The sequence below is a fragment of the Seohaeicola saemankumensis genome, from assembly GCF_042678485.1.
In the GTDB taxonomy this organism is placed as follows: Bacteria; Pseudomonadota; Alphaproteobacteria; order Rhodobacterales; family Rhodobacteraceae; genus Seohaeicola; species Seohaeicola saemankumensis.
Genome location: NZ_JBHTKR010000001.1, coordinates 328,463 through 354,048, shown reverse-complemented (window position 1 = coordinate 354,048; position 25,586 = coordinate 328,463). Strand labels below are relative to the sequence as shown.

21 protein-coding genes and 1 tRNA gene are annotated in these 25,586 nt (G+C 64.3%); 7 read left to right on the top strand and 15 right to left on the bottom strand.

Annotated features, from left to right (window positions below):
• Positions 1-155 precede the first annotated feature (155 nt).
• The 8 genes from ACFQ3C_RS01690 to ACFQ3C_RS01655 all read right to left on the bottom strand — a co-directional run bounded on the left by ACFQ3C_RS01690 (position 156) and on the right by ACFQ3C_RS01655 (position 9,438).
• Positions 156-1,997 carry an ATP-binding protein gene (locus ACFQ3C_RS01690; RefSeq protein WP_380788613.1) on the bottom strand — a complete coding sequence of 614 codons (1,842 nt, stop codon included), beginning with the start codon at positions 1,995-1,997 and terminating at the stop codon, positions 156-158.
• A gap of 328 nt (positions 1,998-2,325) precedes the next feature.
• Positions 2,326-3,903 (bottom strand): oleate hydratase, encoded by a 1,578-nt coding sequence (locus ACFQ3C_RS01685; RefSeq protein ID WP_380788611.1) that lies wholly within the window; start codon positions 3,901-3,903, stop codon positions 2,326-2,328.
• 131 nt (positions 3,904-4,034) lie between these two features.
• Entirely contained in the window at positions 4,035-4,784 is a 750-nt protein-coding gene (locus ACFQ3C_RS01680; RefSeq protein ID WP_380788609.1) for a glycosyltransferase family 2 protein, read from the bottom strand.
• Complete coding sequence (locus tag ACFQ3C_RS01675) at positions 4,781-6,289, bottom strand: ArnT family glycosyltransferase (RefSeq protein ID WP_380788607.1); 1,509 nt, start codon at positions 6,287-6,289, stop codon at positions 4,781-4,783. The genes ACFQ3C_RS01680 and ACFQ3C_RS01675 overlap by 4 nt, the downstream gene beginning before the upstream one ends.
• Positions 6,276-6,536 carry a lipid-A-disaccharide synthase N-terminal domain-containing protein gene (locus tag ACFQ3C_RS01670; RefSeq protein WP_380788605.1) on the bottom strand — a complete coding sequence of 87 codons (261 nt, stop codon included), beginning with the start codon at positions 6,534-6,536 and terminating at the stop codon, positions 6,276-6,278. The genes ACFQ3C_RS01675 and ACFQ3C_RS01670 overlap by 14 nt, the downstream gene beginning before the upstream one ends.
• A 244-nt stretch (positions 6,537-6,780) precedes the next feature.
• Complete coding sequence (locus ACFQ3C_RS01665) at positions 6,781-7,797, bottom strand: NAD-dependent epimerase/dehydratase family protein (RefSeq protein WP_380788603.1); 1,017 nt, start codon at positions 7,795-7,797, stop codon at positions 6,781-6,783.
• Between the two features lie 36 nt (positions 7,798-7,833).
• Positions 7,834-9,162, bottom strand: coding sequence for a UDP-glucose dehydrogenase family protein (locus ACFQ3C_RS01660; protein WP_380788600.1), 1,329 nt, complete (start codon positions 9,160-9,162; stop codon positions 7,834-7,836).
• A 190-nt stretch (positions 9,163-9,352) separates the two neighbouring features.
• Positions 9,353-9,438, bottom strand: a tRNA-Leu gene (locus tag ACFQ3C_RS01655).
• Between the two features lie 123 nt (positions 9,439-9,561).
• On the opposite strand from ACFQ3C_RS01655, the gene ACFQ3C_RS01650 reads away from it, so the two are divergent.
• Entirely contained in the window at positions 9,562-10,380 is an 819-nt protein-coding gene (locus tag ACFQ3C_RS01650; RefSeq protein WP_380788597.1) for a rhomboid family intramembrane serine protease, read from the top strand.
• Positions 10,377-10,769, top strand: a complete 393-nt coding sequence (locus ACFQ3C_RS01645) for a GFA family protein (protein ID WP_380788595.1) — start codon at positions 10,377-10,379, stop codon at positions 10,767-10,769. Before ACFQ3C_RS01650 ends, ACFQ3C_RS01645 begins: the two co-directional genes overlap by 4 nt.
• A 3-nt stretch (positions 10,770-10,772) precedes the next feature.
• Here the strand turns inward: ACFQ3C_RS01645 and ACFQ3C_RS01640 are convergent, their stop codons facing one another.
• Complete coding sequence (locus tag ACFQ3C_RS01640) at positions 10,773-11,267, bottom strand: PaaI family thioesterase (RefSeq protein WP_380788593.1); 495 nt, start codon at positions 11,265-11,267, stop codon at positions 10,773-10,775.
• A 60-nt stretch (positions 11,268-11,327) separates the two neighbouring features.
• On the bottom strand, positions 11,328-12,194 hold the full coding sequence (metF, locus tag ACFQ3C_RS01635) for a methylenetetrahydrofolate reductase [NAD(P)H] (RefSeq protein WP_380788591.1): 867 nt from the start codon (positions 12,192-12,194) through the stop codon (positions 11,328-11,330).
• Between the two features lie 94 nt (positions 12,195-12,288).
• On the opposite strand from metF, the gene ACFQ3C_RS01630 reads away from it, so the two are divergent.
• Entirely contained in the window at positions 12,289-13,194 is a 906-nt protein-coding gene (locus ACFQ3C_RS01630; protein ID WP_380788589.1) for a LysR family transcriptional regulator, read from the top strand.
• A gap of 182 nt (positions 13,195-13,376) precedes the next feature.
• On the opposite strand, the gene ACFQ3C_RS01625 is transcribed toward ACFQ3C_RS01630, so the two are convergent.
• The gene (locus tag ACFQ3C_RS01625) at positions 13,377-13,970 is read right to left on the bottom strand and encodes an NAD(P)H-dependent oxidoreductase (protein WP_380788587.1); all 594 of its coding nucleotides are present in this window, start codon (positions 13,968-13,970) and stop codon (positions 13,377-13,379) included.
• A 232-nt stretch (positions 13,971-14,202) separates the two neighbouring features.
• Here ACFQ3C_RS01625 and ACFQ3C_RS01620 point away from each other — a divergent pair, with 232 nt between their 5' ends.
• Positions 14,203-15,003 (top strand): inositol monophosphatase family protein, encoded by an 801-nt coding sequence (locus tag ACFQ3C_RS01620; protein WP_380788585.1) that lies wholly within the window; start codon positions 14,203-14,205, stop codon positions 15,001-15,003.
• A gap of 102 nt (positions 15,004-15,105) precedes the next feature.
• Here the strand turns inward: ACFQ3C_RS01620 and ACFQ3C_RS01615 are convergent, their stop codons facing one another.
• From ACFQ3C_RS01615 to ACFQ3C_RS01605, 3 genes are all read right to left on the bottom strand, one after another.
• Positions 15,106-16,173, bottom strand: coding sequence for a DUF2235 domain-containing protein (locus tag ACFQ3C_RS01615; protein WP_380788583.1), 1,068 nt, complete (start codon positions 16,171-16,173; stop codon positions 15,106-15,108).
• Complete coding sequence (locus ACFQ3C_RS01610) at positions 16,148-18,457, bottom strand: xanthine dehydrogenase family protein molybdopterin-binding subunit (protein WP_380788581.1); 2,310 nt, start codon at positions 18,455-18,457, stop codon at positions 16,148-16,150. The genes ACFQ3C_RS01615 and ACFQ3C_RS01610 overlap by 26 nt, the downstream gene beginning before the upstream one ends.
• Positions 18,458-18,615: 158 nt before the next feature.
• Positions 18,616-19,785, bottom strand: coding sequence for a type III PLP-dependent enzyme (locus tag ACFQ3C_RS01605; protein ID WP_380788579.1), 1,170 nt, complete (start codon positions 19,783-19,785; stop codon positions 18,616-18,618).
• A gap of 69 nt (positions 19,786-19,854) precedes the next feature.
• On the opposite strand from ACFQ3C_RS01605, the gene ACFQ3C_RS01600 reads away from it, so the two are divergent.
• Both ACFQ3C_RS01600 and ACFQ3C_RS01595 read left to right on the top strand, forming a co-directional pair.
• Positions 19,855-20,286 carry an Lrp/AsnC family transcriptional regulator gene (locus tag ACFQ3C_RS01600; RefSeq protein WP_380789104.1) on the top strand — a complete coding sequence of 144 codons (432 nt, stop codon included), beginning with the start codon at positions 19,855-19,857 and terminating at the stop codon, positions 20,284-20,286.
• 87 nt (positions 20,287-20,373) lie between these two features.
• The gene (locus ACFQ3C_RS01595; protein WP_380788577.1) at positions 20,374-23,325 is read left to right on the top strand and encodes a valine--tRNA ligase; all 2,952 of its coding nucleotides are present in this window, start codon (positions 20,374-20,376) and stop codon (positions 23,323-23,325) included.
• Between the two features lie 143 nt (positions 23,326-23,468).
• Here ACFQ3C_RS01595 and ACFQ3C_RS01590 read toward each other — a convergent pair whose 3' ends face one another.
• Positions 23,469-24,254, bottom strand: coding sequence for a crotonase/enoyl-CoA hydratase family protein (locus ACFQ3C_RS01590; RefSeq protein WP_380788575.1), 786 nt, complete (start codon positions 24,252-24,254; stop codon positions 23,469-23,471).
• 148 nt (positions 24,255-24,402) lie between these two features.
• On the opposite strand from ACFQ3C_RS01590, the gene ACFQ3C_RS01585 reads away from it, so the two are divergent.
• Positions 24,403-25,521 carry a pyridoxal phosphate-dependent aminotransferase gene (locus ACFQ3C_RS01585; protein ID WP_380788573.1) on the top strand — a complete coding sequence of 373 codons (1,119 nt, stop codon included), beginning with the start codon at positions 24,403-24,405 and terminating at the stop codon, positions 25,519-25,521.
• Positions 25,522-25,586: the final 65 nt, after the last annotated feature.

Below are 25,586 nucleotides of genomic sequence, written 5' to 3'. Positions count from 1 at the left end.
GCCAGGCATACGGACGCCGGTACGCGGGGCAAGGTGACACCTGAACATGGGCAAGCCCCAGGGCGACCGATACGCAACATGTTCTTCTCGAACATATTCATTCCACCCGATCCGTCACACAAGATCAACCGTGCTGTCGGCAGGGGATCGGCGGGTCAGACCGTCTGGTACTTGCGCGACAGGATTTCGCGCAGGATCGTCGTCAGTTCTTCACGGCGGATCGGTTTGGGCAGATGCGCGTCAAAACCGGCGGCAAAATAGGAATGGACATCCTCGGTCATGACATTCGCCGTGACGGCAACGGCCAAGGGCGGGGTCCCCGGCTGGCGGCTGTCGCCCTCGCGCAGGGTCATCAACGTCTCGACCCCGTCCATGCCCGGCATCGAGATATCAATCAGATAGGCATCGAAGCTTTGCAGGCAGGCCAGGCGAACCGCCTCGTGACCGTCTTCGGCCATGACCGGATCAATCCCGTCAAGTTGCAGCAAAGCCTGCAGCACCAGCCGGTTGATCGGGTCGTCATCGGCACACAGGATCGAAAGGCCGGCGCAATCCGCCGCCCAATCCGCCGCCTCGCCGGGTTCGGGCGCGGGCCGCGTCAGGGTCGGCGCATCCGGCAACGGCAGGTCCAGTGCAATGGTCGTGCCCTGTCCGGTGCGGCTTTCGACGCGGATCTGCCCTTTCATCGCATCGACCAGCATCTTGACGATGCTCATGCCCAGCCCGGTGCCGCCATAGCGCCGCGTGGTGTCGGCGCCCCCCTGATGGAACGGCAGGAAAAGCGTGTTGATCTGGTCCTGGGTCATCCCGACCCCGGTGTCGCGAATGCTGATCGTGACCATGCCCGGCTGCGGACGAGTCAGGGTCACGGCAATCTCGCCGGAACGGGTGAATTTCAACGCATTGCTCAGCAGATTGTGCAGGATCTGGCTGAGCCGGGTGGGATCGCCCATGATCGCGGGAAAATCCGGCGGGTCGATGACCAGGCCGAGGTTCACGTTCTTGCTGGCGGCAAGCCGGCGGTACTGGCCCGTGGCACTTTGCAGAACTTCGCGCAGATCGATCGGAAGCGTCTCAAGCTGGACATGCCCGGCCTCGGCCTTTGAAAAATCCAGCACCTCGTTCGCGATGGAAAGCAGCAGGTTGCCCGAGCTTTGCAACTCGGCCAGCAGGGCCGCGCCTTCGCCATCGGGCAGATGCGGCTTGAGCAGTTCGGACAGGCCAAGGATGCCGTTCAGCGGGGTGCGGATCTCGTGGTTCATCTGCGCGAAGAAACGCGCGCGCTGGCGCGACATGGTTTCAGCCTGCAACCGCGCCTTCAGAAGCTCCTGATTCAGGGCCGCCTCGCGCTGGATGATCAGCGCAAAACCCCAGTACATCGACGCCACGCCAAGGATGAAGGCGATGATCGCCGTCGATGTCGCCGCCGATGCCGCCACGGACGCCGCTGCCGCTTCTGCCCCGCCCGTATCCGCCAACATGACCAGGCGCAGCACATAGGCCATCCCGATGATCGCGAAAGGCAGCCCCAGAAGGATATTCAGGAACCGCTTGTCCATGCGTGACAGCCGGATGATGTCCGATGCGGCATATAATGCAACAAGCGAGTTCACGACGGAGGTGCTGACCATCAGCGGCAAGGCCGAATTGACCAGGAAGGCCATCACCCCCTGCACCAGGCACAAGGTGCCCGACAAGGCCACGACACGCCGCCAGTCCAGCGGCCGCGAGGCGGTATGCCGGAAGGCGCCATAGGCACAGACGATCCCGAAATGCGCGCCAGTGATCACCAGCACCGCGCTTGGCGCGAAAGGAAGCAGATTGGCCAGCAGCACGCCCGACACGGCCAGCAGCAGAAACAGCGTGCTGGCCCCGTACCATAGGGTGGCCCGGTGGAACTGTTCGCTTGCGGTACGCATCAGATAGGCCACCAGCGCAAGAGAGATCATGGAAAGAATCGCCGCGACGCTGACAAGAAGGCTGAGGTTCACGGCCATGTTCGCTTCACTCCTGCATTTCCCGCGCCTGTTGCAGGATCACGGGCGCTGCCATCCGCGCCGGATCCGTCAAAGGCCGCGCCCCCTGTCCGCGCGCCAAACCGACGCGACCGGGCAAGCGACGCAGGGTCACGATAGGCCATGCTGCCGGGAACTTCCAGTTCGACAAAGACAGGGGGCCGATGTCCTTTGACCTGCCCTGCCATCTGGCGGGACAGGATCACCCCGGGCAGGCCAAACGCGGTTCGTCATACCCACGGTCGCGCGCAACAGGCCCATGCCCGCCCGGCGCGCCAGCTCCGCAAGATGCATCTGCAGGCCGTGGGCCTCATATCCCCAAAAGGACCCTGGCCGCACGCGCCAGGACCAGCGGGTCAAGATCCGTGCGCGCGACCGGAGGGGGCGCATCCACCTGCCCGGTCATCGCCGCCGCAGCCGTGCGCGCGGACCGCACGGAATATTCCACCGTGAAGACGCAATCGCGGGGCAATTCGCAATACTGTCCGATCAGCGCGAAATTCCGCGATCCGGCCGGGCGCACATCGGGGCGGTCACCCGCATGTCTCGGCATGAACTGGCTTGTGATATAGGGCATGCGGCATGGGATCACGCGCGCCTGATCGAACCATGCCTTCTGCGGATCGGTCAGCTTCAGATGCCCGCAAAGCTCGGTGATGATTTCTTTGCCTGTGGCCTGCCACATCGGTTTTTCCACGAAATCGCCATTCCGGTCCCCGCGCAGGCCATAGCCCCAGAACGTATAGGTCCCGTGCGTCTGGCCTCGGAAATGCGGCTGATGGAACAGCACGACGGACAGGGTCCAGCCAGATCCCGCAAAGGTGATCAGCCCGCCTGTGCCGGTCCGGTTGTTGGTGAAATCCTCCATGAACTCGAAGAAATCCGGGCTGTCCAGCGTGACCGTGAAGGAATGCCATGCCGTCTTTCCAGTATCGCTGCAAAAGGCGTCGGGGCGGCCGAAACCTTCGTGCCGGGCCGCCAGGTTGCGCCAGAGCGCCCAGGCACCGCCCTCATCAGCCTCAAGGCTGGGCGCGCGGTCGTTCGCACCAAGGGTAGAGCCTTCGGTCATTGACCCCAAGGTCAGATAGACACGATCCACCATGCGGACGGGCAAGCTGCGGCCATCCGCCAGCACCAACCGCGAGACCCAGCGATCCTGTCTTGTCCCCTGGATTTCAACATCCGCGATCCGCGCCCCGGTTTCGATCTGCACACCCCGGTCGCGCAGCCAGGTCACGATGGGCGCGATCAGCGAATCGTACTGGTTGTACCGGGTCCGCAGAATGCCGGCGATCCGCGTGAACCCCGGAAAAAGATGAATGAAACGGCGCAGGTAGCGGCGCATCTCGATCAGCGCATGCCAGGGCTGGAACGAAAACATCGTGGACCACATCAGCCAGAAATTGCTGTCGAAGAACCCAGGGCGAAACCAGTCCTCGATCCTGCGGTCCCCAAGACTGCCCTCCGGGTGCAGGATCAGACGGTTGATATCCAGAATGTCATGCGCCTCCAGCGTCAGGTCATAGCGGTCCTCGGCGGGCTTGCCGTCGCGCACGATGCGGCAGTTCGACGAACCGGGCACCATGCGGTTGAAGGCAAGAATATCCTCGGTCACCGAAACGCCCGGATCATCCGCCGAAGGAATGGAGGACAGCAGATCGAAGGTGCAGGCGAAATGTTCCTCGAACATCCTGCCCCCGCGGATCAGATAGCCGGTTGTCGCATTGCCCGAGCCGTCCAACGATCCGCCCGCCACGGTCAACTGTTCATGGATATGGATGTTCGCGCCGGGAACACCGGCATCGCGCACCAGGAAAACGGCTGTCGCCAGACCCGCGATCCCGCCGCCGACGATGTGATGATGTTGCTGCGCTGCGGTGGCTTGCATGATCTGTCCTCCTCTGTCGCAAGACAGACGAAGTATCGCATACCCCCGGTTGCCCGGCGTTGACGCTGATCAAGTCGAAAGGTGGCGGTCGCCCCGGACCGGGGGACCGGGCCGCCTGCGGCAGCAAAGCCTTATGGCTTGTCGTCGGCACCCGTCCACCAGGGCCGCACGATCCCCTGGGTCACCGGGGCCCGCCAGATCAGCCAGCTGACGCCGATCAGATCGGGGATGCCGGCAAGCCCGCGCTGCCAGTTGTTGTAATGCGACTGTCCCCATTCGCGCGGGGCATGGCTGACCGGATAGCTGATGATGTCCCATCCATCGCGCCGCATCAGCGCGGGCATGAAGCGGTGCAGGTGCTTAAACCATGGCAGGTCCAGATAGGCCTGCCGCCAGAACACCCGCAGCGCGCAGCCGGAATCCTTGCACCCGTCGCGCAGCAGAAAGCCCCTGATCGCATTGGCAAATCGCGAAGCCAGCCGCTTGGACAAGGTATCCTTGCGCTTGACGCGTTCGCCCTGCACCATGCCTACGCCCTCGGGTGCCTCGATGAAACGCGCGACCATGCCGCGCAGGTTCTCAGGCGGGTTCTGGCCATCCCCGTCCAGTGTCGCGATCACCGGCGCGCGGGCGGCACGGATCCCGCTGCGAAGCGCGGCCGACTGCCCTTTCGAAGCCTCATGTGTCACGACGCGCAGGCGGTCCCATCCCGCGGCCAGACCGTTCAGCACCTCGGCCGTAGTGTCGCCAGAGCCGTCATTGACCACGATCACCTCGGCGTCGAAATCTTCTGCGATGGCGCGAATATCCGCGACAAGACCGGGCAGGTTGGCGGCTTCGTCATGGGCCGGGATCACGATGGCAAGGCGGGGATCAGTCATTTTTTATCCATATTGGACCAGATGGCCCAGTCGTCGTTGCGGTAGTAGATGATGTCTTCGGGCGGCCATGCTGGGTGCAGGTCGTCCTTCGGCCGCCCAAGGATCAGCCCATCGGGCTTTGCCTCTGCGAAGGCTGCGATGTCTTCCGGGGTGGTCAGGATCGCGAAAGGCTCTTTCAGGCGGCCCAGGAAATGGAATTCGGAATGGTAAAGGCTGGTGACGATCCCGATCTTGCCATCCGCAGGGGCAATCCGCTCTGCGATGGTGCGCGGGGACATGACCTGTGCCGCAGGCCCCACCGCATAGGCCAGATGCAGCGCCGTCAACGCGACGGGTGCCGTCAGATAGACCAGCGATCCGCGCCGCGCGATCAGCACCGCAGCACCAATCAGGACAACCGCCGCCAGCAAGGCCGCCGGGATGGACACCATGCGCCCCGCCTCATCGCCCAGCAGGCCAAGCCCCATCGCGGGGAAGGCAATGCCCAGCACGATCAATACCGCAACCGCCCCCCAGGCACGCCCCAGGGTATCGGGAAAGCGGCGCGCCAGCAGGATGGCAAGCCAGGGCGTTTCGGGAAGCAGATAGTTCAGCTGCTTGCCGCTGATCAGGCTGAACAGCAACAGCGGGCCGAAGCTGGCGATCAGCAACAGCTTTTCGGGGCTGTCCAGCGGCAGTCTTTTCCAGAAACCGGGCATCCAGCCCCAAGGAAAGACAAGCACCGGGATCAGCGCCAGGTAATACCAGAACGGTTGTGCATGGGCGAAACTTGCCACCGTGCGCCCGGCCGACTGGGTCCACAGAACCGCCTCGCGGTATTCGGCGCCGCCCAGGATCAGCGCCGGCAGCAGCCAGACAAAGACCAGACCCGCACAAACGGCCAGCGCCACAGCCGTGCCGCGCAAGGCGCGCGGCCCATGGGGCGCCCAGACCCGCAGTAACAGCAAGGCGGGCAGCACATGCACGAACAGAACCGGCCCCTTGCTCATCAGGCCCAGCGCCATGGCCGCGCCCAGCAAGGCCCAGTCGCGGGTACGGTGATCATCGCGGGTGCCGATTTTCCACAGCTGGCCGACCGCCAGCACCACGGCAAGCGACAGCATCGTGTCAAAGCCGGTTTCAAGGCCGAAGAACTGAAAACAGCCGAAGGTGGCCAGGATCAGCATCGCGGCCGTTCCAGTCCGCCGACCCAGCCCCATCAGGTCGCTGGTGCGTCCCGTGGCCCAGATCGTGGCCAGCGAAAAGGCCGGCGCGACAAGCCGGCCGGTGAATTCGCTGACGCCCGGTATCCAGACCAGGTTGATCAACCAGAACAGCAGTGGCGGTTTGTGATCATAGGGAAGGCCGTTCTTGAACGGCACGATCCAATGATCGCCCAGCCGCATCTCCCACGCGACGGACAGATAACGGGTCTCGTCGATCGGCATCAATGGCCGCAGCAACACCCCCGAAATGACAAACAGAGCGTAGCCCAGAAGGATCAGGCGACGATCAGGAAGATTCATTTTTGGGGCGGGACTTCGAAATCAGCATCAGATTGCGGATATAGACGACAAGGCCGAAGGTCTGCCCCATGATGAACACGGGATCCTGACGCCAGATCGAATAGACCAGAAGCATCAGCCCGCCACCGATGGAAAACCACCAGAACAAGACCGGCATGACAGAGGCTTTCGCCCGTTCGGACGCAAGCCATTGGACCAGAAATCGAGAGGTGAACAGAAGTTGTCCGGTGAAACCCACGGCCAGCATGGGGTTTATTGCAAGAACTGTCAAAAGGGAGGCTCCCCTGTATGTTGACTTGCCTGACAAATGCAAACCGTCAGGTTGCGGCAGCGATACCAAAGGGCAAGGTCATATTCAATGATCTTAATGCCTGTCGCGGCCACTATTCCCGCGCGGGTCAAGCGGCAATCCGCCCAGGCTCCGCCGGCCCTGCGTCCAGGTCACGGCCTGTGACCGCCGCCCATCCCTTCCAGGACACGCGGCCCCAGGGTCACTTTGCGTAATAGTCGCGGAACCAGGCCACGAAGCGCGCGATCCCGTCACGGACATCGGTACGCGGGCGGTAGCCGGTCAGCGCGTGCAACAATTCCGCATTGGCCCATGTGGCGGGCACATCACCCGCCTGCATCGGCATGTAGTTGCGGATCGCCTTTTTCCCCAGGCAATCCTCGATCGCCTCGATGAAATCCAGCAGGCGCACCTTTTCGGAATTGCCGATATTCACGATGCGGAACGGGGCCACCGGCGACAGGCTGTCGCCCGGCGCGATATCGGCGGGGCTGGCCGGACGCGCGGGGATGGCATCCATCAGCAGGCGGATCCCGCGCACCAGGTCATCGACATAGGTGAAGTCGCGATACATCTCGCCGTGATTGTAAATGTCGATCGGCCGCTCATCCAGAATCGCATCCACGAATTTGTAAAGCGCCAGATCAGGCCGCCCCCAGGGGCCGTAGACCGTGAAGAAGCGGAACATCGTGGTGGGCAGATCATGCAGATGGGCATAGGCATGGCCCATGCTTTCATTCGCCTTTTTCGTGGCCGCATAGATTGTCAGCTGCAGATCGGCCTTTTGCGTCTCGATGAAGGGCATATCATCGTTGCCGCCATAGACAGAGGAAGTCGAGGCCATCAGCAGGTGCTGCACATTCAGCCGGCGCGCCGCCTCCATCACGTTGAAGGTGCCGATCACATTGGAATCCAGATAGGCGCGCGGGTTTTCAAGGCTGTAGCGCACGCCGGCCTGCCCGGCGAGATGCACGATGATGTCGGGCCGAAAGCTGTCTGCCACGCGATCGAACAGCGCCTGATCCTCAAGCATGCCCTCGGTGGCCGTGAACTGGGCATTCTGCGACAGCATGGCATGGCGACGCTGCTTGAGGCGCACATCGTAATAATCCGTCATGCCGTCATAGCCATGCACGACAAAACCTTCCGCCAGCAACAGTCGCGCCAGATGAAAGCCGATGAACCCGGCCGTTCCCGTGATCAGGATCTTCTTTGTCATGCGCTGCGACCCAACCCTTGCATTCGTGACAGTCAATCAGCTGTCCTGCTCGTCGAAGCCCTGCCGGCCGATCGAGGCATAGGCGGTGAATCCTGCCTGTCTGGCATCCTTGGGGGCATAGACGTTCCGCAGATCCGCCATGTGGGGTGTCGCCATCTTGCGGGCCATGCGCTTGAGATCAAGCGCGCGGAACTCGTTCCATTCGGTCAGGATCACCAGCAGGTCGGCATTCTGCACCGCCTTGTAGGCGTCCTGCTGCCAGTTGACGCCGGGCAGCAGCGCCTCGCCCTCGCGCTGGCCTTGCGGATCGACCACGCGCACCTTCGCGCCGCCCCCCACCAACGCGGGAATGATCGTCAGGCTGGGCGCGTCGCGCATGTCATCGGTATTGGGCTTGAAGGTCACGCCCAGCACGGTCACCGTCTTGCCGTTGAAGCTGCCGCCGCACAGATCCAGCAGCTTGTCGACCATCCGGCGCTTGATCTCGTCATTGACCTTGATCACCGTCTCGGTGATCTGCATGGGCATCGAATGATCCTGCCCGATCCGGGCCAGGGCCACGGTATCCTTGGGAAAGCACGACCCGCCATAGCCGGGCCCCGCATGCAGGAACTTGTTGCCGATCCGTCCGTCCAGACCGATGCCGCGGGCAACTTCCTTGATGTCGCCGCCCGCCCGTTCACACAGGGCCGCGATCTCGTTGATGAAGGTGATCTTGGTCGCCAGAAAGGCATTGGCCGCGTATTTTATCATCTCGGCGCTTTCCAGATCGGTGGTGACGATGGGAAAGTCGCGCAGGTAAAGCGGGCGGTAGATCCCGGCCATGACCTCGGCGGCGCGGTCGGACTGAACGCCCACGACCACGCGGTCGGGCTTCATGAAATCCTCGATCGCGGCCCCTTCGCGCAGGAATTCCGGGTTCGAGGCGACATCGAAGTCAAGCGCCGGGTTGGCCTTGCGGATCAGCTGCTTGAGGTGCCTGTTGGTGCCCACCGGGACCGTCGATTTGACCACGATCACCACGTAATCGGTTGCCGCGCGGGCCACATCCTCGGCCGCAGCATGGACATAGGACAGGTCCGCATGCCCGTCGCCCCGCCGCGTCGGTGTGCCCACCGCGATAAAGACCGCATCCGCCCCCTGCACCGCATCGGCCAGATCCTGCGTGAAGCGCAGGCGCCCGGCCTCGACATTCTTGACCATCAGCGCCTCGAGCCCCGGCTCGAAGATCGGCACGATCCCTGCGTTCAGCTTTGCGATCTTGCCCGGATCCTTGTCGACACAGACAACGTCATGACCGAAATCCGAAAAGCAGACCCCCGAGACCAACCCGACATAGCCCGTTCCGATCATCGCGATTTTCATTCAAACACTTCCCTACTGACATGACGGTCATGGTTTTCCGCGCGCCAGCACCCGTCGCCGTCCAGCACGCGTCGCCTTGTGGTCTGACAAAAGCGTTATTGCATCTTGTCACCCTGGTCCATCGGCATGGGACAAAACCGCCGGGATTATACATGCCATCCCTTCGAAACGGGTGCCATGATGCTGCAAATGGTGCCCGCGGCCGGACTCGAACCGGCACGGCCTTGCGGCCTGAAGATTTTAAGTCTCCTGTGTCTACCATTCCACCACGCGGGCGCGCGGGACGAACGGCGCGACAATAGCCACTGGCGGGACGGTGTAAAGCAGCCGTCGCGCACCGGCCTGCGACCATGATCACGACAGCTTGACGCGATACCCAAAACCCTTGATCGTGCCGCCATGTTTCCGATCCGCGATCACAACCCCTCGCAAAAGACACCCTATGTCACCTACGCGCTGATCGTGGTGAACATCGTGGTCTTCGCCAGCTACTGGGGGATGTTCTCGGACCCACGCGCGATCAATGCCCTGTTCGCGGCCTTCGCCCTGACACCCGCCACGGTCACCGGGGGCAGCGAATGGCATACGATGCTGACCTCAATGTTCATGCATGGCGGGCTGATGCATCTGGCCGGCAACATGCTGTTTCTCTACATTTTCGGCGACAACCTGGAAGAGGAGCTGGGGCATCTGCGCTACCTTGGTTTCTACCTTGTCTCGGGGCTGCTGGCGGCCTTGGCGCATGTGATTTCGGCCCCGTTCTCGACCGTGCCGCTGGTCGGCGCATCGGGGGCCATCGCCGGGGTCATGGGCGGCTATCTGCTGCTGTTTCCCAAGGCGCGGGTGGATGTGCTGTTCATCTTCATCATCTTTTTCAAGATCTTCCCGATCCCGGCCTGGGTCATGCTGGGCGTCTGGTTCGGCCTGCAACTGTTCAACGGCGTGGGCGTCGACACCCAATCGGGCGGCGTGGCCTATTGGGCCCATGCGGGTGGCTTCATCGCGGGTATGGCCCTGATCCTGCCGTTCTGGCTGAACCGTGGCGGGCCGCTTTACTGGCGCCGCACCGAAGGTCATCCCCCCCATCCGGAAGCACAGTATCGCATGGTCAAAAGCGCCATCCCCCGGGCAGGCCAGCGCAGGAACGGCGATGCGCCCGGGGCAAGCACAGCCCGCAGCCTGACGGATATCCCGCGCAGCGGGCGGCCGCGCCGATGAGCGTCGCCGCGCCCGGCCCGACACACCGGCTGACCTGCCACTGCGGCGCGGTCGAGCTGGCCGTGCGGCTGTCCGGCGGGCTGACCACGGCGCGGCGCTGCGATTGTTCCTTTTGCCGCAGACGCGGGGCGATAGCCGTCTCGGCCCCGCTGGACGGGATCACGATCGTCAAAGGCGCCGACAACCTGACGCTTTATCAATGGGGCACGGGTGCGGCAAAACACTGGTTCTGCAAGACCTGCGGGATCTACACCCATCACCAGCGCCGGTCCAACCCGCATCAATACGGGGTGAATGCCGCCTGTCTGGAAGGCGTAAACCCCCGCGACCTGGACCCTGTGCCCTGGATGGACGGGGTCAATCACCCCTCGGACCGCAATCCCGGCTGACCCTCAGTCCTTGGTCATCTTCATGATGATGCAGGTCGTCGTGCCGGTCGCATAAAGCTTGCCATCCTCGACGCCGCGGATCTCGCCCTCGGCCACGCCGGTCGACCGTCCCGCATGTTGCACACGCCCCGTGGCGCGCACCTGCATGCCGATGGGAACAGACCGGATGATGCTGATCTTGTATTCAAGCGTGGTGTAGACGGACCCCTTGGGCACTTTGGTCATGACCGCACAGGCCATGCAACTGTCCAGCAGCGTGCCGTACCAGCCGCCATGCACGGTGCCCATCGGGTTGGTATGTTCGAACAGCGGCGCCCCGACAAAGGACACCTCGCCATCCTCGACCTTTTCGGGGTGATAGTTCAGCGTGCCGGCGATGGGCGGGCCTGCGTGTTTGCCGGCCAGCATGTCCTGCATGAATTGCAGGCCCGATTTCGACAGGGTCTCTTCCAGGGTCGCCATGTCTTCGGGCGTCTGGGCAATCTTGCGCGCGGTCATTCTGTGCCTCCCTTGATCCGCGTCAGAGTGGCGCGGACCAAGGGGACAGGCAAGTAGCCGTTACGCAACGTTCTCCAACTGGACCCGCGGCGCGACGCCCAGCGCATGGCACACATCGCGTGTCAGTTCCGGGCGGTTCAGCGTGTAGAAATGCAGGTTCTCGACACCGCCCTCGATCAGCTCGCTGCACAGTTCGGTGCAAAGCGCCGTGGCCAGCAGATCCTGCCGCCCGTCGCGGATCGCCTTGTCGAAGGCGTCATCCAGCCAGGCCGGAACAGAGGTGCCGCAGCGCAGGGCGAATTTGCGCGCCCCGGTCCAGTTTTCGATCGGCAGGATGCCGGGCGTGATCGGCGCGGTGATCCCAGCCTTGGCGCAGGCATCGCGGAAGCGGAAGAATGTCTCGGCCTCGAAGAAGAACTGGGTCAGCGCCTCGGTCGCGCCTGCATCCAGTTTGCGCTTCAGCCAATCGACATCGGCGGCGGTATTCGCAGCCTCGGGATGCGCCTCGGGGTAGGCGCCAACGCGGATCGTGAATTTGCCGGTCTCGGCCAGCGCCGCGATCAATTCCACGCTTGATGCGAAACCGTCGGGATGCGCCTCGAATCCTGCGCTGCCCTTGGGCGGATCACCCCGCAGGGCCACGATCTCGGACACGCCGGCCGCGGCGAAGCTGTCGGCGATGGCCAGGGTTTCCGCGCGGCTGGCGTTCACGCAGGTCAGATGCGCCGCCACATTCAGCCCGCTGGACTTGTGAAGGGTGGCCACGGCATCGCGGGTCAGGTCGCGGGTCGTGCCGCCCGCACCATAGGTGACGGACACGAAACGCGGGGCCAGCGGCGCCAGCACCTGCACCGTATCCCACAGGCGAAACGAGGCCTCGAGGTTCTGGGGCGGGAAGAATTCGAACGAAACAGCCGGTGTGATCATGATACGATTCCTGTGTATGTTGCCTCCTTGTCGCAAACCCCCATATGTGAGACAACTTCATAATTCTCAAGGTCATCATGAGGACCACCACATAATGCATATCGAGTTTCGCCATCTTCGTACCATCAAGGCCATTCATGAGGCGGGCGGCCTTGGCAAGGCTGCGGACCTGCTGAACATCACGCAATCCGCCCTCAGCCATCAGATCAAGGGGCTGGAGGATCAGGCCGGGGTCGAACTGTTCGTGCGCCGATCGAAGCCATTGAAACTGTCGGCGGCGGGGATGCGGCTGCTGCGCGCCGCCGACCGCATCCTGCCCGAAGTGGCCGCGCTGGAAGAAGAATTCAGCGGCCTGCGCGAAGGCAAGTCGGGGCGGTTGCATATCGCCATCGAATGCCACGCCTGTTTCGAATGGCTGTTTCCGGTGCTCGAGAATTTCCGCAAGACATGGGGCGATGTCGATGTGGATATCCGTCCCGGTCTGGCCTTCGACGCCCTGCCCGCGCTGATGAAGGAAGAGGTCGATCTGGTCGTCTCCTCCGACCCCGAGGATCTGCCCGGCATCTCCTTCGAGCCGCTGTTCGATTACGCGCCCGTCTTCGTGGCCTCCGCCCAGCATCCGCTGGCGCAGAAGCCGTGGATCGAGGCCGAGGATTTTCGCGGCCAGACCCTGATCACCTATCCGGTGGAACGATCGCGTCTGGATATCTTCAGCCAGTTGCTGACCCCGGCCAAGGTCGAACCCGCCCAGATCCGGCAGGCGGAACTGACGGCCGTGATCCTGCTGCTGGTGGCATCCAACCGCGGGGTTGCCGTGCTGCCCGACTGGGTCGTGCGCGAGGTCAAGTATTCGTCCGATTACGTCACCCGCCCGCTGACCGAAAAGGGTATCACCCGCCGCCTTTACGCCGCCGTGCGGACCGAGGATCTGGAAAAGCCCTATATGTCCGGCCTGATCCGGCTGGCCGGCGAAGAGGCACGGCGCTTGCAGGCCGCCTGATCAGCACGTCACGCGATCGCCGCCCCGGGGGGCGTGTCGGCGATCGCGCGGCGGTGCTGCGCGCCTTGCTTCCGCGCGGCAAGAAAACGCATCCCACTCACCCAAAACGCAAAACGGAAAACGGAAAACGGAAAACGGGGCCAGTGCCACGCACCAGCCCCGCCTGGCAAGTGTCAGACGGATCAGGCGGCCAGCTTGGCCGTCATCTCGACCAGCCGCTTGGCCTGATGCGCTACGGCGGCGCGGCCCTTGTCGTCCAGCGCGCCCGCATTGGTCGAGAAACCGTAGGGATTGCCGCCCGCCTCGGCCACCGATGCATCGGTGAAACCGGGCGCCACGATCACCGCGCCCCAATGCATCGCGGTCGTGTAAAGACCAAGGATCGTGCTTTCCTGCCCGCCATGCGCGTTCTGCGCCGATGTCGTCGCCGTGAAGGTCTTGTTGGCCAGCTTGCCCGCAAACCACAGCCCGCCCAGCGTGTCGATGAAGGCGCGCATCTGGCTGGCGACCGCGCCATAGCGGGTCGGCGAGATGAAGAAGTAACCATTGGCCCATTCCATGTCGTCATGGCTGACCTCGGGGATGTCCTGCACCTTGTCCAGTTGCGCTTTCCACGCGTCCTGCCCGGCGACAACCTCGGCGGGGGCGGTTTCGGCGATGCGGCGCAGGCGCACATCGGCCCCGGCGGCGCGGGCGGCTTCGGCGGCGGCAAGCGCCACCTGATGATTGGTGCCATAGGTCGAATAGAAGACGATGGCGATACGGGCTTGGGTCATTGCACGGGCTCCTTGAGGGAATATCGGGATCACGCCAGGCAAAGCGGCGCTTGTTCCGGCATATATGCGCTTGCCCCTGAGCCGTCCTGTGCGCCGCAACGCAGCCCCTGTGCGCGATTTCGCAAGCGGCACTGGCGGGCGGTACGGAAGGGCGGTACGGGAGGGCCGTTCTGCCCTTGGCAAGCGCCCCCCCAGCGCGTATACGCGCGGCCTGACAGACAGGAGCCGGACGATGCAGGGCAGCGCAAATCTCAACATCATGATCAAGGCCGCGCGCAAGGCGGGTCGGTCGCTGGTCAAGGATTTCCGCGAGGTCGAAAACCTCCAGGTCTCGATGAAGGGCGCGGGCGATTTCGTCAGCCGCGCCGATCTGGCCGCCGAGAAGATCCTGAAGGACGAATTGCTGGGCGCACGCCCCACCTATGGCTGGCTGGCCGAAGAAGGCGGCGAGATCGCGGGACAGGACCCCACCCGCCGCTGGATCGTCGATCCGCTGGACGGCACCACGAATTTCCTGCACGGCCTGCCGCATTGGGCGATCTCGATCGCGCTGGAACACAAGGGGCAGATCGTCTCGGCCGTGGTCTTCGACGCCGCCAAGGACGAGATGTTCTATGCCGAAAAGGGCAGCGGCGCCTGGATGAACGACTCCAAGCGCCTGCGCGTGTCAGGCCGCAACAAGATGATCGAGGCGATCTTTGCAACCGGCATCCCCTATGCGGCCAAGCGCACCCTGCCCGCCACCCTGCAGGATCTGGCGCGACTGATGCCGGAATGCGCGGGCGTGCGGCGCTGGGGTGCCGCGGCGCTGGACCTGGCCTATGTCGCCGCGGGCCGCTACGACGGCTTCTGGGAACGCGAGCTTCAGCCCTGGGATCTGGCCGCAGGCATGCTGATCGCCACTGAAGCGGGCGCGCTGGTCGGCCCGATCCGTGACGGCCATGACCCCCTGCAGCACGGCGACATCATCGCGGCCAATGGCGCGCTGTTCGATCATTTCGCAGGTATCATCCGCACCCGCCCCGGATCCTGATCCAGGGTCCTGATCCCGCGTCCGAACCTGTGCGCGACCTGCGGGTCTGCTGCCAGTCTGGCTACAGGTCTGCCAACCAGTCGGGCATGTTGCCCTGCCCCGTCAGGCCCCCAGATCAGCCCCCAGCTGCAAGGCATGACGCGGCACCGTCCTGACCGTGTGATGCAATCGTTCCGAAGGGTCCTGCCCCACCAGGCGCGTGCGGCGCAGCAGGAACATCCGTCCCCAGCCACGCCAGGTGCCGACGCGGGGCGCGTCCGGATCGCAGGGAAACCGCCCGCGCCATCCCGCAGGCAAAGGCAGGCCACAGCCTTCGGCCTTCTCCAGCATCCACACCAGCGGAATATTCGCCAAGGGCCGCGCCGCATGGAAACCGCCCAATTGCCCGCCCACATCGCCATGCGCCCCGTTGAACCAGACCTGTTCCACCGATACGGGCCGGTCTGACAGCGTTTCCCACAGGATCGGCGCAAAGACCTCGCGCGTTTCGTCCAGCGCCAGCGCGTGAAATCCGTGCCGGACAGACGCGCCCAGCTGGTGCGAATGAAAGGCATGGGCTGTTTCGGACCATTTCCACAGCAGGGGCAACCGCAGGCCCAGCGCCTTGACCGTATCCCAGATGCCGATCATCTCGACCATGACCGACGGGTGGCAATAGGCCCGGTGAAAGGCACGGGCGACATCGCTGCCGGGCAGCGCCTGATAGTGGCGATAGGCCGTGCGGATGTTGCGCTCGGTCGCGCAATCGGCGCGCAACAGCCCCACCTGGTCGATCACCCCGGCCAAAGACCGCACCGCGAAAGCCCCGCGCGAGTACCCCATCAGAAAGATCATGTCGCCCGGACGGTAACGGCTGGCCAGCCAGCCATAAGCGCGGCGGATCTGCCGGTTGATCCCGCGCCCCATCATCACGTCAGGCGCGCGTCGCCAATCCAGCAACTGGATGCCAGGCTCGTAATAGACCGAGACACCCGCCACTTCCGACAGAAGCTTGCGGGTCAGGCCGGCATTCGTCTCATGTCCCGCCCTGAGGGTGGACATCGTGCCGTCCAGAATGATCACAAGGATCTGCGGGCCGCGTCGCGGCAGCAGGGCAGCGGCCTGTTCGGGCGGTTTTCGCCGCAGGAACCGGCCGAAAAGCGCCTTACTCAGCTGCCTCCAGGTGGTCATTCAGCATCATCCATACCCTGTGCGGCGTGAATGGCATGTCGGCGCGCCTGATCCCGCGATCCCACAGCGCATCCAGCACCGCATTTGCCGTGGCGGCCATCGCCCCCACGGTGCCCGCCTCGCCACAGCCCTTCATGCCCATCGGGTTCGCCGTCGATGGCACCGGTTCTGTCTCGAAGGTGAACATGGGCAGATCATCGGCGCGCGGCATCGCGTAGTCCATGAACGTTGCCGTGAGCAACTGCCCATCCGCGTCATACACGACATGTTCTGTCAGGGCCTGGCCGATCCCCTGCGCCACCCCGCCATGCACCTGACCTTCGGCCAGTACCGGATTGATAAGATTCCCGAAATCGTCAACCACGCTGTAGCGGTCCACGCGCACCACGCCGGTATCGGGGTCGATCTCGACCTCGGCCACATGCGCGCCATTGGGATAGGACCGCCCCGGCAGCGTTGCGCGCGCCTCATGCACCAGCAGGTCGGCGCGGCCATCGGCGGCGGCCATCTCGGCCACCTCAAGCACCGTGGGCGTCAGGTTTGACCCCGGCGCGCGGAAGCGTTCATCGTCAAATGTGATGGCGTCAGGTTCAACGCCCATCTTGTCGGCCAGGTAGGGGCGAAAGCCCGCCATCATCACATCGACCATGGCCAGCGTCGCATTGGCCTGCGTCGTCACCGAACGCGAGCCTCCCGTGCCGCCGCCCTGCGCGATCAGGTCGCTGTCGCCCTGCACCACGCGGATCAGATCGGCGGGAATGCCCGTCTGATCCGACAGGAACTGTGCATAGACTGTTTCATGCCCCTGCCCGTTGCTTTGGGTGCCCACATAGATCGTGGCGGTCATCCGGCCCTGATCATCGGCGGCGAATTCCACCTTCGCCCCTTCGGACGGATCGCCCAGGATGCTTTCGATGTAATAGCACAGCCCCATCCCGCGCAGCTTGCCGCGCGCGGCACTGGCCGCCTTGCGCGCGGCGAAACCGGCGCGGTCGGCGGTGCGTTCCGCATGGGCCAGCACGCGGGCAAAATCGCCCACGTCATAGGTTTCGCCCGTGGCGCTGACATAGGGAAAACGCTCCACCGGGATGAAATTGCGCCGCCGCAGGTCCCAGCCGTCCACACCCAGTTCGCGCGCAGCCATGTCCATCGCGCGCTCAAGCACATAGATCGCCTCGGGGCGGCCCGCACCGCGATAGGCGTCCACCTGCGTGGTATTGGTGTAATAGCCTTCCACATGCAGATAGGTGGTCTGCACGTCATAGACCCCCATCAACACCTTGGAAAAGAGGTCGGTCTGGATCGGCTGGCCGAACTGGCTGTTGTAGGCCCCAAGATTGCAGCGCGTATCGACCCGGTAGGCCAGGATCTTGTTGTCCGCGTCAAAGGCCAGCGCCACGTCATGCACAAGATCGCGCCCCGCATTGTCCGACAGCATCGCCTCTGTCCGCTCGGACATCCAGCGCACGGGCCGGTCCAGCACGCGGGCGGCATGGGCCACGGCGAAGGATTCCGGATAGCTCATGGATTTCATGCCGAATCCGCCCCCCACATCAGGGTTGGTCACGCGGACCTGATCGGGCGCCAGGCCCAGGATCTCGGACAGGTGCCGCTTGATCACCCAGACGCCCTGCCCGTTGACCGCCAGATGCAACCGCCCGTCCTGCCATTCGGCATAGCAGCCGCGCGGCTCCATCGAATTGACGATGATGCGGTTGTCATCGACCTGCAGCCGCACGACACGGGCGGCCGTGGCAAAGGCCGCGTCGCAGGCCGCCTCATCGCCCTTGGACCAGTCGAAGGCGCGGTTCTCGGGCGCTTCGTCATGCAGGGCCTCGCCCCCTGCAACCAGATCAAGCTTGGCTGGCAGGTCGTCGTAATCCAGTTCGATCAGTTCCGCCGCATCACGCGCCTGCGTTGCGGTTTCGGCGATGATCACGGCGATCGGCTCGCCCACGAATCGCAAACGCCCTTCGGCCAGAATAGGCCGCCTGGGTGCCGCCGCCCGGCTTCCATCGCGGTTCGTCAGCACTGTCGCCACCAACCCTTTGGTGATCCCCGCCGCCGCAAGGTCATCGGCGGTGATCACAAGGTGGACGCCGTCCGCCTCGCGCGCCGCATCGACATCCAGCCGGGTGATGGTCGCATGGGACACGGGCGAGCGGAAGACGAACGCCTGCAAGGCATCGCCGGGCGCGATATCATCGACATAGCGCCCCTGTCCCGTCAGGAAACGGACATCCTCGACCCGCTTGACCGGTTGGCTTTTTCCGAACTTTTCCATGCGCCTGTCCCCGTTTTGACTGGCCTCGAACCTAGCGGACAACGCGCCAGTGTCCAGAGGACGCGCCCCCGGCAGGCCTTGCACAGATGAGTATTTGGGGAAAGATGAAGGGGCAGGCCGCGTCCTGCCTCATCTTGCGTCACATGAGGATCGCAGGATCAATCACCAAAACCGGCCACCGTGACCAGCGCATCGGGCCCGTAGCCGTTGAATCGCGTGGCGATGGCATGGGAATAGGCCCCCATGCCCGCGAAGATCAGGTAATCATCTTCCGCCAGATCGGCCGGCAGCATCAGGGGGTCGGGCAGCCGGTCGATACTGTCGCAGGTCGGCCCAAAGACGATGCGCGGACAGGCGGGCGCCCTGCGCGCGCGGCCGTCGCAGGCCAAGATCCGCACCCTGTCATGCGCCGCGATATCGCGCCATTCCGCCAGCGCGCCATAGATGCCATCGTTCAGATAAATGGCATCATCCCGCAGGCTTTTGACGCGGGTGGCAAGCTGGCAGGCCTCGGCCACCATCGCGCGGCCCGGCTCGCAGACCAGCGCGGGCGCGTCAGGACCAAAGGCGGCGCGGACCTCGGCCCCGATCCGGGCGAACACGGCCTCAAGGTCGGGCGCGACACCGCGATGCGCCGCAAATCCGCCGCCCACGTTCAACCGCCCGAGTTGCACACCCGCGCGCCGCGCCACATCGGCGCAAGCCCTGATATAGCCCGCCCAGACGCCTGCATCGGCGCATTGTGTCCCGGGATGAAAGGTCATCGCAGGCGCGAACCCCATCGCCGCCACCTGCCCCAGCAAGGCTACCGCCTGATCGGGGCCCGCCCCGAACTTGGCCCCGAAATCATAGGCCGCCCCCTTGAGCGGCAAGGCCAGACGCACGGCGATTTCCGTGCCGCGCGGCAAGACCGCCAGCTTGTCCAACTCCCCCGCGCAATCAACCGAGGCCGAGGCGATACCCATATCGGCCGCTGCCGCCACTTCGGACCGCGACCGCACCGGATTGTTGTAATGCAGAACCGCGTCGGGACAGACCGCCCGCACGGCCTGCATTTCCGGCACCGAAGCCACGTCAAAGGCCCGCAGATCCGCCGCCACCAGGTTTTCCAGCACGGCATGGACCGGATTGGCCTTGACCGCATAGCTCACCAGCCCCGGAAACCCCGCCTGGAACCGCCGCGCCATCCGGCTGATCTCGGCGGGGCAGAGATAAAGCTGCGCGGTATCGGGCTGCATCTTTCGCAGATGATCTTCGGGGGTGGACCAGATCGGATCGGATTTCATGGCGCTGCCTCGGGAATGGTGTTTTGCATCACTCTGCGCCATGGTTTTGTCGATTCATGCTGTCACTTGTTGCATTTTGTATGAATTCTGCATCATATCGTCAGCATGAACATACAGATCGACGACACAGACCGTGCCCTTCTGGCCCTTCTGACCGAAAACGCCCGCCTGCCCGTGGCGACGCTGGCCCGCCGTCTGGGCCTTGCACGCAGCACCGCACAGGCGCGGCTGGACCGGCTGGAGCAATCCGGCATCATCGCAGGCTATGCCCTGCGCCTGGGCGAGGCCGCGCGCGCCCCCTTGCGGGCCACGGCACTTCTGCAGATCGAACCCCGCACCGGCCCCACGGTTCTTGCGCGCCTGAAATCCCTGCCGCAAGTCGCCCGCGTGCACACCACATCCGGCCGCTTCGACCTGATCGTCGAAGTGACGGCCCGCAGCACCGAGGAACTGGACGAAACCCTTGACCGCATCATCGAGGCCAAGGGCGTGCGATCCTCTGAAAGCCTGATCCACCTGTCCACCAAACTTGACCGGAACTGACAGGCACCGCAGGCCTTCCCCTTGCCCGCTCAATTCGCTAGATGGGCTGGAACCCGAAAATCCGAAGATCACGCAGGATCAAGCATAATGGCGATGGACAAGACCTTCGACGCGGCCGAGGCCGAAGCCCGGCTTTCAGCGGCATGGGAAGCAGCGGGATGTTTCCGCGCAGGCGCAAACGCGCGCCCCGGCGCGGAGACGTTCTGCATCATGTTGCCGCCGCCCAACGTGACCGGATCGCTGCATGTGGGCCATGCCTTCAACCACACCCTGATGGATGTGCTGATCCGCTGGAAACGGATGCAGGGGGTCGACACCCTCTGGCAGCCCGGCCTTGATCACGCAGGCATCGCCACGCAATTGCAGGTCGAAAAGCTGCTGGCCAGCACCGGCCAGCCCGGCCGCCGCGAGCTGGGGCGCGAGAAATTCCTCGAAAAGGTCTGGGAATGGAAGGCGCAATACGGCGGCACCATCGTCATGCAGGACAAGCGGCTGGGCACGTCGATGGACTGGGATCGTCTGGCCTTCACCATGACCGGCGCGCCGGGTGACCCCTCGGGCGGCACCGATGGCCCCAATTTCCATGACGCGGTGATCAAGGTCTTCGTGGACATGTACAACAAGGGGCTGATCTATCGCGGCAAGCGGCTGGTCAACTGGGACCCGCATTTCGAAACCGCGATTTCCGATCTCGAGGTCGAGAACCTCGAGGTGGACGGCCATATGTGGCACTTCAAATACCCGCTGGCGGGGGGCGAGACCTACACCTACGTCGAGCGTGACGCAGACGGCAATGTCCTGTTCGAGGAGGAGCGCGACTACATCTCCATCGCCACGACCCGCCCCGAAACCATGCTTGGCGACGGCGCTGTCGCCGTTCACCCGGAAGATGAACGTTACGCGCCAATCATCGGAAAACTCTGCGAGATTCCTGTCGGCCCGAAAGAGCATCGCCGCCTGATCCCGATCATCACCGATGAATACCCCGACCGCAACTTCGGCTCGGGCGCGGTCAAGATCACCGGGGCGCATGACTTCAACGACTATCAGGTCGCCAAGCGCGGCGGCATCCCGATGTATCGCCTGATGGACACGCGCGGCCAGATGCGCGCCGATGGCGCGCCCTATGATCAGGCCGCGACCCGCGCCCAGGCCATCGCGAATGGTGCAGAGTTCACCGAGGCCGAGGTCGATACCCTCAACCTCGTCCCCGACCACCTGCGCGGGCTGGACAGGTTCGAGGCGCGCAACCGCGTGGTCGCCGAAATCACCGCCGAAGGCCTCGCGGTAATGACCGAAGCCACCGATCCCCGCCTGGGCAAGGCGGCGGTCAAAGCGCCGGTCGAACCCTCAGAGGGCGGCGAGATGCGGACAGAGGACGCGCAGCTTGTCCCGTTGGTCGAGGCCAAGAAGATCATGCAGCCCTTCGGCGACCGCTCCGGCGTGGTGATCGAACCGATGCTGACCGACCAATGGTTCGTGGACGCCGCCAAGGTTGTCGGCCCCGCGCTCGACGCCGTGCGCACGGGCCGCACGAGGATCATCCCGGAATCGGGCGAAAAGGTCTATTACCACTGGCTGGAGAACATCGAGCCCTGGTGCATCTCGCGCCAGCTCTGGTGGGGTCACCAGATCCCGGTGTGGTTCGACGAAGACGGCCGCGAATACTGCGCCGCCTCCGAGGCGGACGCGCAAGCCATGGCGCCGGGCAAGACGCTCACCCGCGACCCCGATGTGCTGGATACCTGGTTCTCTTCGGGGCTCTGGCCCATCGGCACCCTCGGCTGGCCGGAACAAACGCCTGAAATGGCGAAATATTTCCCGACCGACGTGCTGATCACCGGGCAGGACATCCTGTTCTTCTGGGTCGCGCGGATGATGATGATGCAACTGGCCGTGGTGGACGAGGTACCGTTCCACACCGTCTACCTGCATCAGCTTGTGCGCGACGAGAAGGGACAGAAGATGTCCAAGACGCGCGGCAACGTGATCGACCCGTTGCAGATCGTGGATGAATTCGGCGCCGATGCGCTGCGCTTCACCATGGTGCAGATGGCGGCCCTGGGGGGCGTGCTGAAACTCTCGACCGAACGGATCAAGGGCTATCGCAACTTCGGCACCAAACTCTGGAACGCCTGCCGCTTTGCCGAGATGAACGGCGTCTGGGAAGGCCACGCGACGCAATCCGCCCCGCCCCCCGCCACCGCCACCGTGAACCGCTGGATCATCGGCGAAACCGCCCGCGTGCGCGCCGAAGTGGACGCCGCCCTGGATGCCTATCGCTTCAACGATGCCGCCAATGCGCTTTATGCCTTTGTCTGGGGCAAGGTCTGCGACTGGTATGTGGAATTCTCCAAACCCCTGCTGATGGACGGCGATGACGCGATCCGCGCCGAGACGCAAAAGGTCATGGCCTGGGTACTCGACCAATGCCTGATCATGCTGCACCCGATCATGCCCTTCATCACCGAAGAACTCTGGGGCCAGACCGGAACCCGCACCAGGATGCTGGTCCATGCCGACTGGCCAGACGACAGCGCCGCCGACCTGGCCGATGCCGATGCCGACCGCGAGATGACCTGGGTCATCGGCCTGATCGACAGCGTCCGTTCCGCCCGCGCGCAGATGCGTGTCCCCGCCGGCCTGCAAGTGCCCATGGTGCTGACCGAGCTGGACGCGGCGGGCCGCGAGGCCTGGTCGCGCAACGAAGCCTTGATCCGCAAGCTTGCCCGCATCGACAGCCTGACGGAGGTGCCCAGCTTCCCCAAGGGCACGGTGACCCTGGCGGTAGAGGGCGGCATCTTCGGCCTGCCGCTGGCCGATATCATCGACGTCGCCGAGGAAAAAGCGCGGCTGGACAAGACACTGCAGAAGCTGGCCAAGGAAATCGGCGGGCTGCGGGGCCGTTTGAACAACCCCAATTTCGCCACCTCGGCCCCGGAAGAGGTCGTGGCCGAAACGCGCGAGAACCTGGCCCTGCGCGAGGAAGAAGAGACCACGCTGAAAGCAGCACGCGCGCGCCTGGCCGAACTGGGCTGATACGATCAGAAAAGAGGGGCTGTTTGCCCCCCTTAGGCCCTTCGGGCCACCCCCCAAGGATATTTCTGGCAAGAAGAACCCTTGTGCGCCCGCCTTTCTTCTTGCTTCAAATATCCATGGTGCCGCGGCCGCCGCGTAGCGTCTCAGCCGAATTTGGGGGCGCGGTCTTGCAGGTTCGCGGCGATCACTTCCATCTGATGCGGCTTGCCGATCAGATCGACCTGCTCGCGGCTTTCTTGCCACAGCACGGTTTTCGCATCCGCCTGTTCGGACAGGCCGATCAGCCGTTTCGCCGCGCGCATGGCGCTGGGGCTTTTGCCGGAGATGGTCGCGGCCATGGCGCGCGCCGCCGCCAGCGGATCATCGGCCAGTTCGGTGACAAGCCCCCAGTCAAGACCTTGCTTGGCATCAATGGGTTCCGCCGTGTAAGTCATGCGCCGGATCACATCCGATCGCGTCAGTTGCGGCAGAAGGACCATGCCGCCCATATCGGGAACCAGGCCCCATTTCATTTCCATGATCGCCAGCCTGGTGTCGGGGGCGGCGATCCGCACATCGGCGCCCAGCGCCATCTGGAACCCGGCGCCGAAGGCCACCCCATGCAGCGCCGCGATCACCGGCACGGGCACGGCGCGCCAGACCAGCGCCACCTGCTGCATCAGGTTCGCGTCCCCATGGCTGCGCGGCATGATCCGCGCCTCGGGATCCTGGGCGGCAAAGGCGGAAAAGCTGGCCACATCCAGACCCGCGCAGAAGGCACGCCCCTCGCCTGACAGCACCACCGCGCGAATATCGGCATTGTCGATCAGACTGGTGCCTGCGGCGACAACCGCCTCGGCCATCGCGGGATCGACGGCGTTCATCTTGTCACCCCGTGTCAGGGTGACATGGGCGATATGGTCCTTGATCTCGATGCTGACGCGATCCATGGGCGCTCCTCCGCTGTTTGACGACAGTCTTGCCGCAAACCGCGCGCCGATCCAGCACGACGTTAGGGAATTTTGCCACCCCTTCCGGAGCGAAGGGGCAGCGCGCAGCCCCCTTGCCGAAAGCCGGGCCCTCGGTTTATCTGGCGTCATGACCGGACCCAGATTGACACCGCTTGCCGCCAGCCTTCCCGCCGCCGTGCCCTTTGTCGGGCCCGAAGCGCAGGAACGCACCCTTGGACACCCTTTTGCCGCGCGGCTGGGGGCCAATGAAAGCGTCTTTGGCCCATCGCCCCGCGCGATCGCCGCGATGCAGGCGGCGGTCGCCGAGATCTGGATGTATGGCGACCCCGAGGCCCATGACCTGCGCCACGCCCTTGCCGCCCATCACGGCTGCGCCCCCGCCAATATCATGATCGGCGAAGGGATCGACGGCATGCTGGGCTATCTTGTGCGCCTGCTTGTCGAACAGAGCGATGCGGTCGTCACCTCGGACGGGGCTTATCCCACGTTCAACTACCATGTGACCGGGTTCGGCGGGGTGCTGCACAAGGTCCCCTATGCCGGTGATCACGAAGATCCCGCCGCCCTGATGGCGCGTGCCGCCGAGGTCGATGCCAAGCTGGTCTATCTGGCCAATCCCGACAATCCGATGGGCAGCCATCATGGCGGCGCCGCCATTGCCGCCGCGCTTGATTCGTTGCCGGATGGCACGCTGCTGGTGCTGGACGAGGCCTATATCGACCTCGCGCCCGAGGGCACTGCTGCGCCGGTTTCGCCCGATGATCCGCGCGTGATCCGGATGCGGACCTTCTCGAAGGGGTATGGCATGGCCGGCGCGCGGGTGGGCTATGCCATTGGCGCGGCCCCGCTGATCGACGCCTTCAACAAGGTCCGCAATCATTTCGGCATGAATCGCGCGGCCCTGGCGGGCGCGCTGGCGGCGCTGGAAGATCAGGACTGGATGGCCCATGTGCGCCGGGAAGTGACGCGCGCGCGCGACGAGATCGCCCGCATCGCGCGTGACAACGGCCTTGCGCCCCTGCCGTCGGCCACGAATTTCGTGACCGTGGATTGCGGTGGTGACGGCGCGCTGGCCCGCCGCGTGCTGGAGGGGCTGGTGGCGCGCGGCGTGTTCGTTCGCATGCCTTTCGTAGCCCCGCAAAACCGCTGCATCCGCATCAGCTGCGGCACTGCGGACCAATTGGCCCTGCTGGCCGGGGCACTGCCCGACGCCCTTCGGGATGCGCGGGCCGCCACAAAAAGCTGACGCCGCGACGGGGCCATTGCATTGCATTGCATCCGCCCCGCAGGACCACGGACAGCCGCACACGG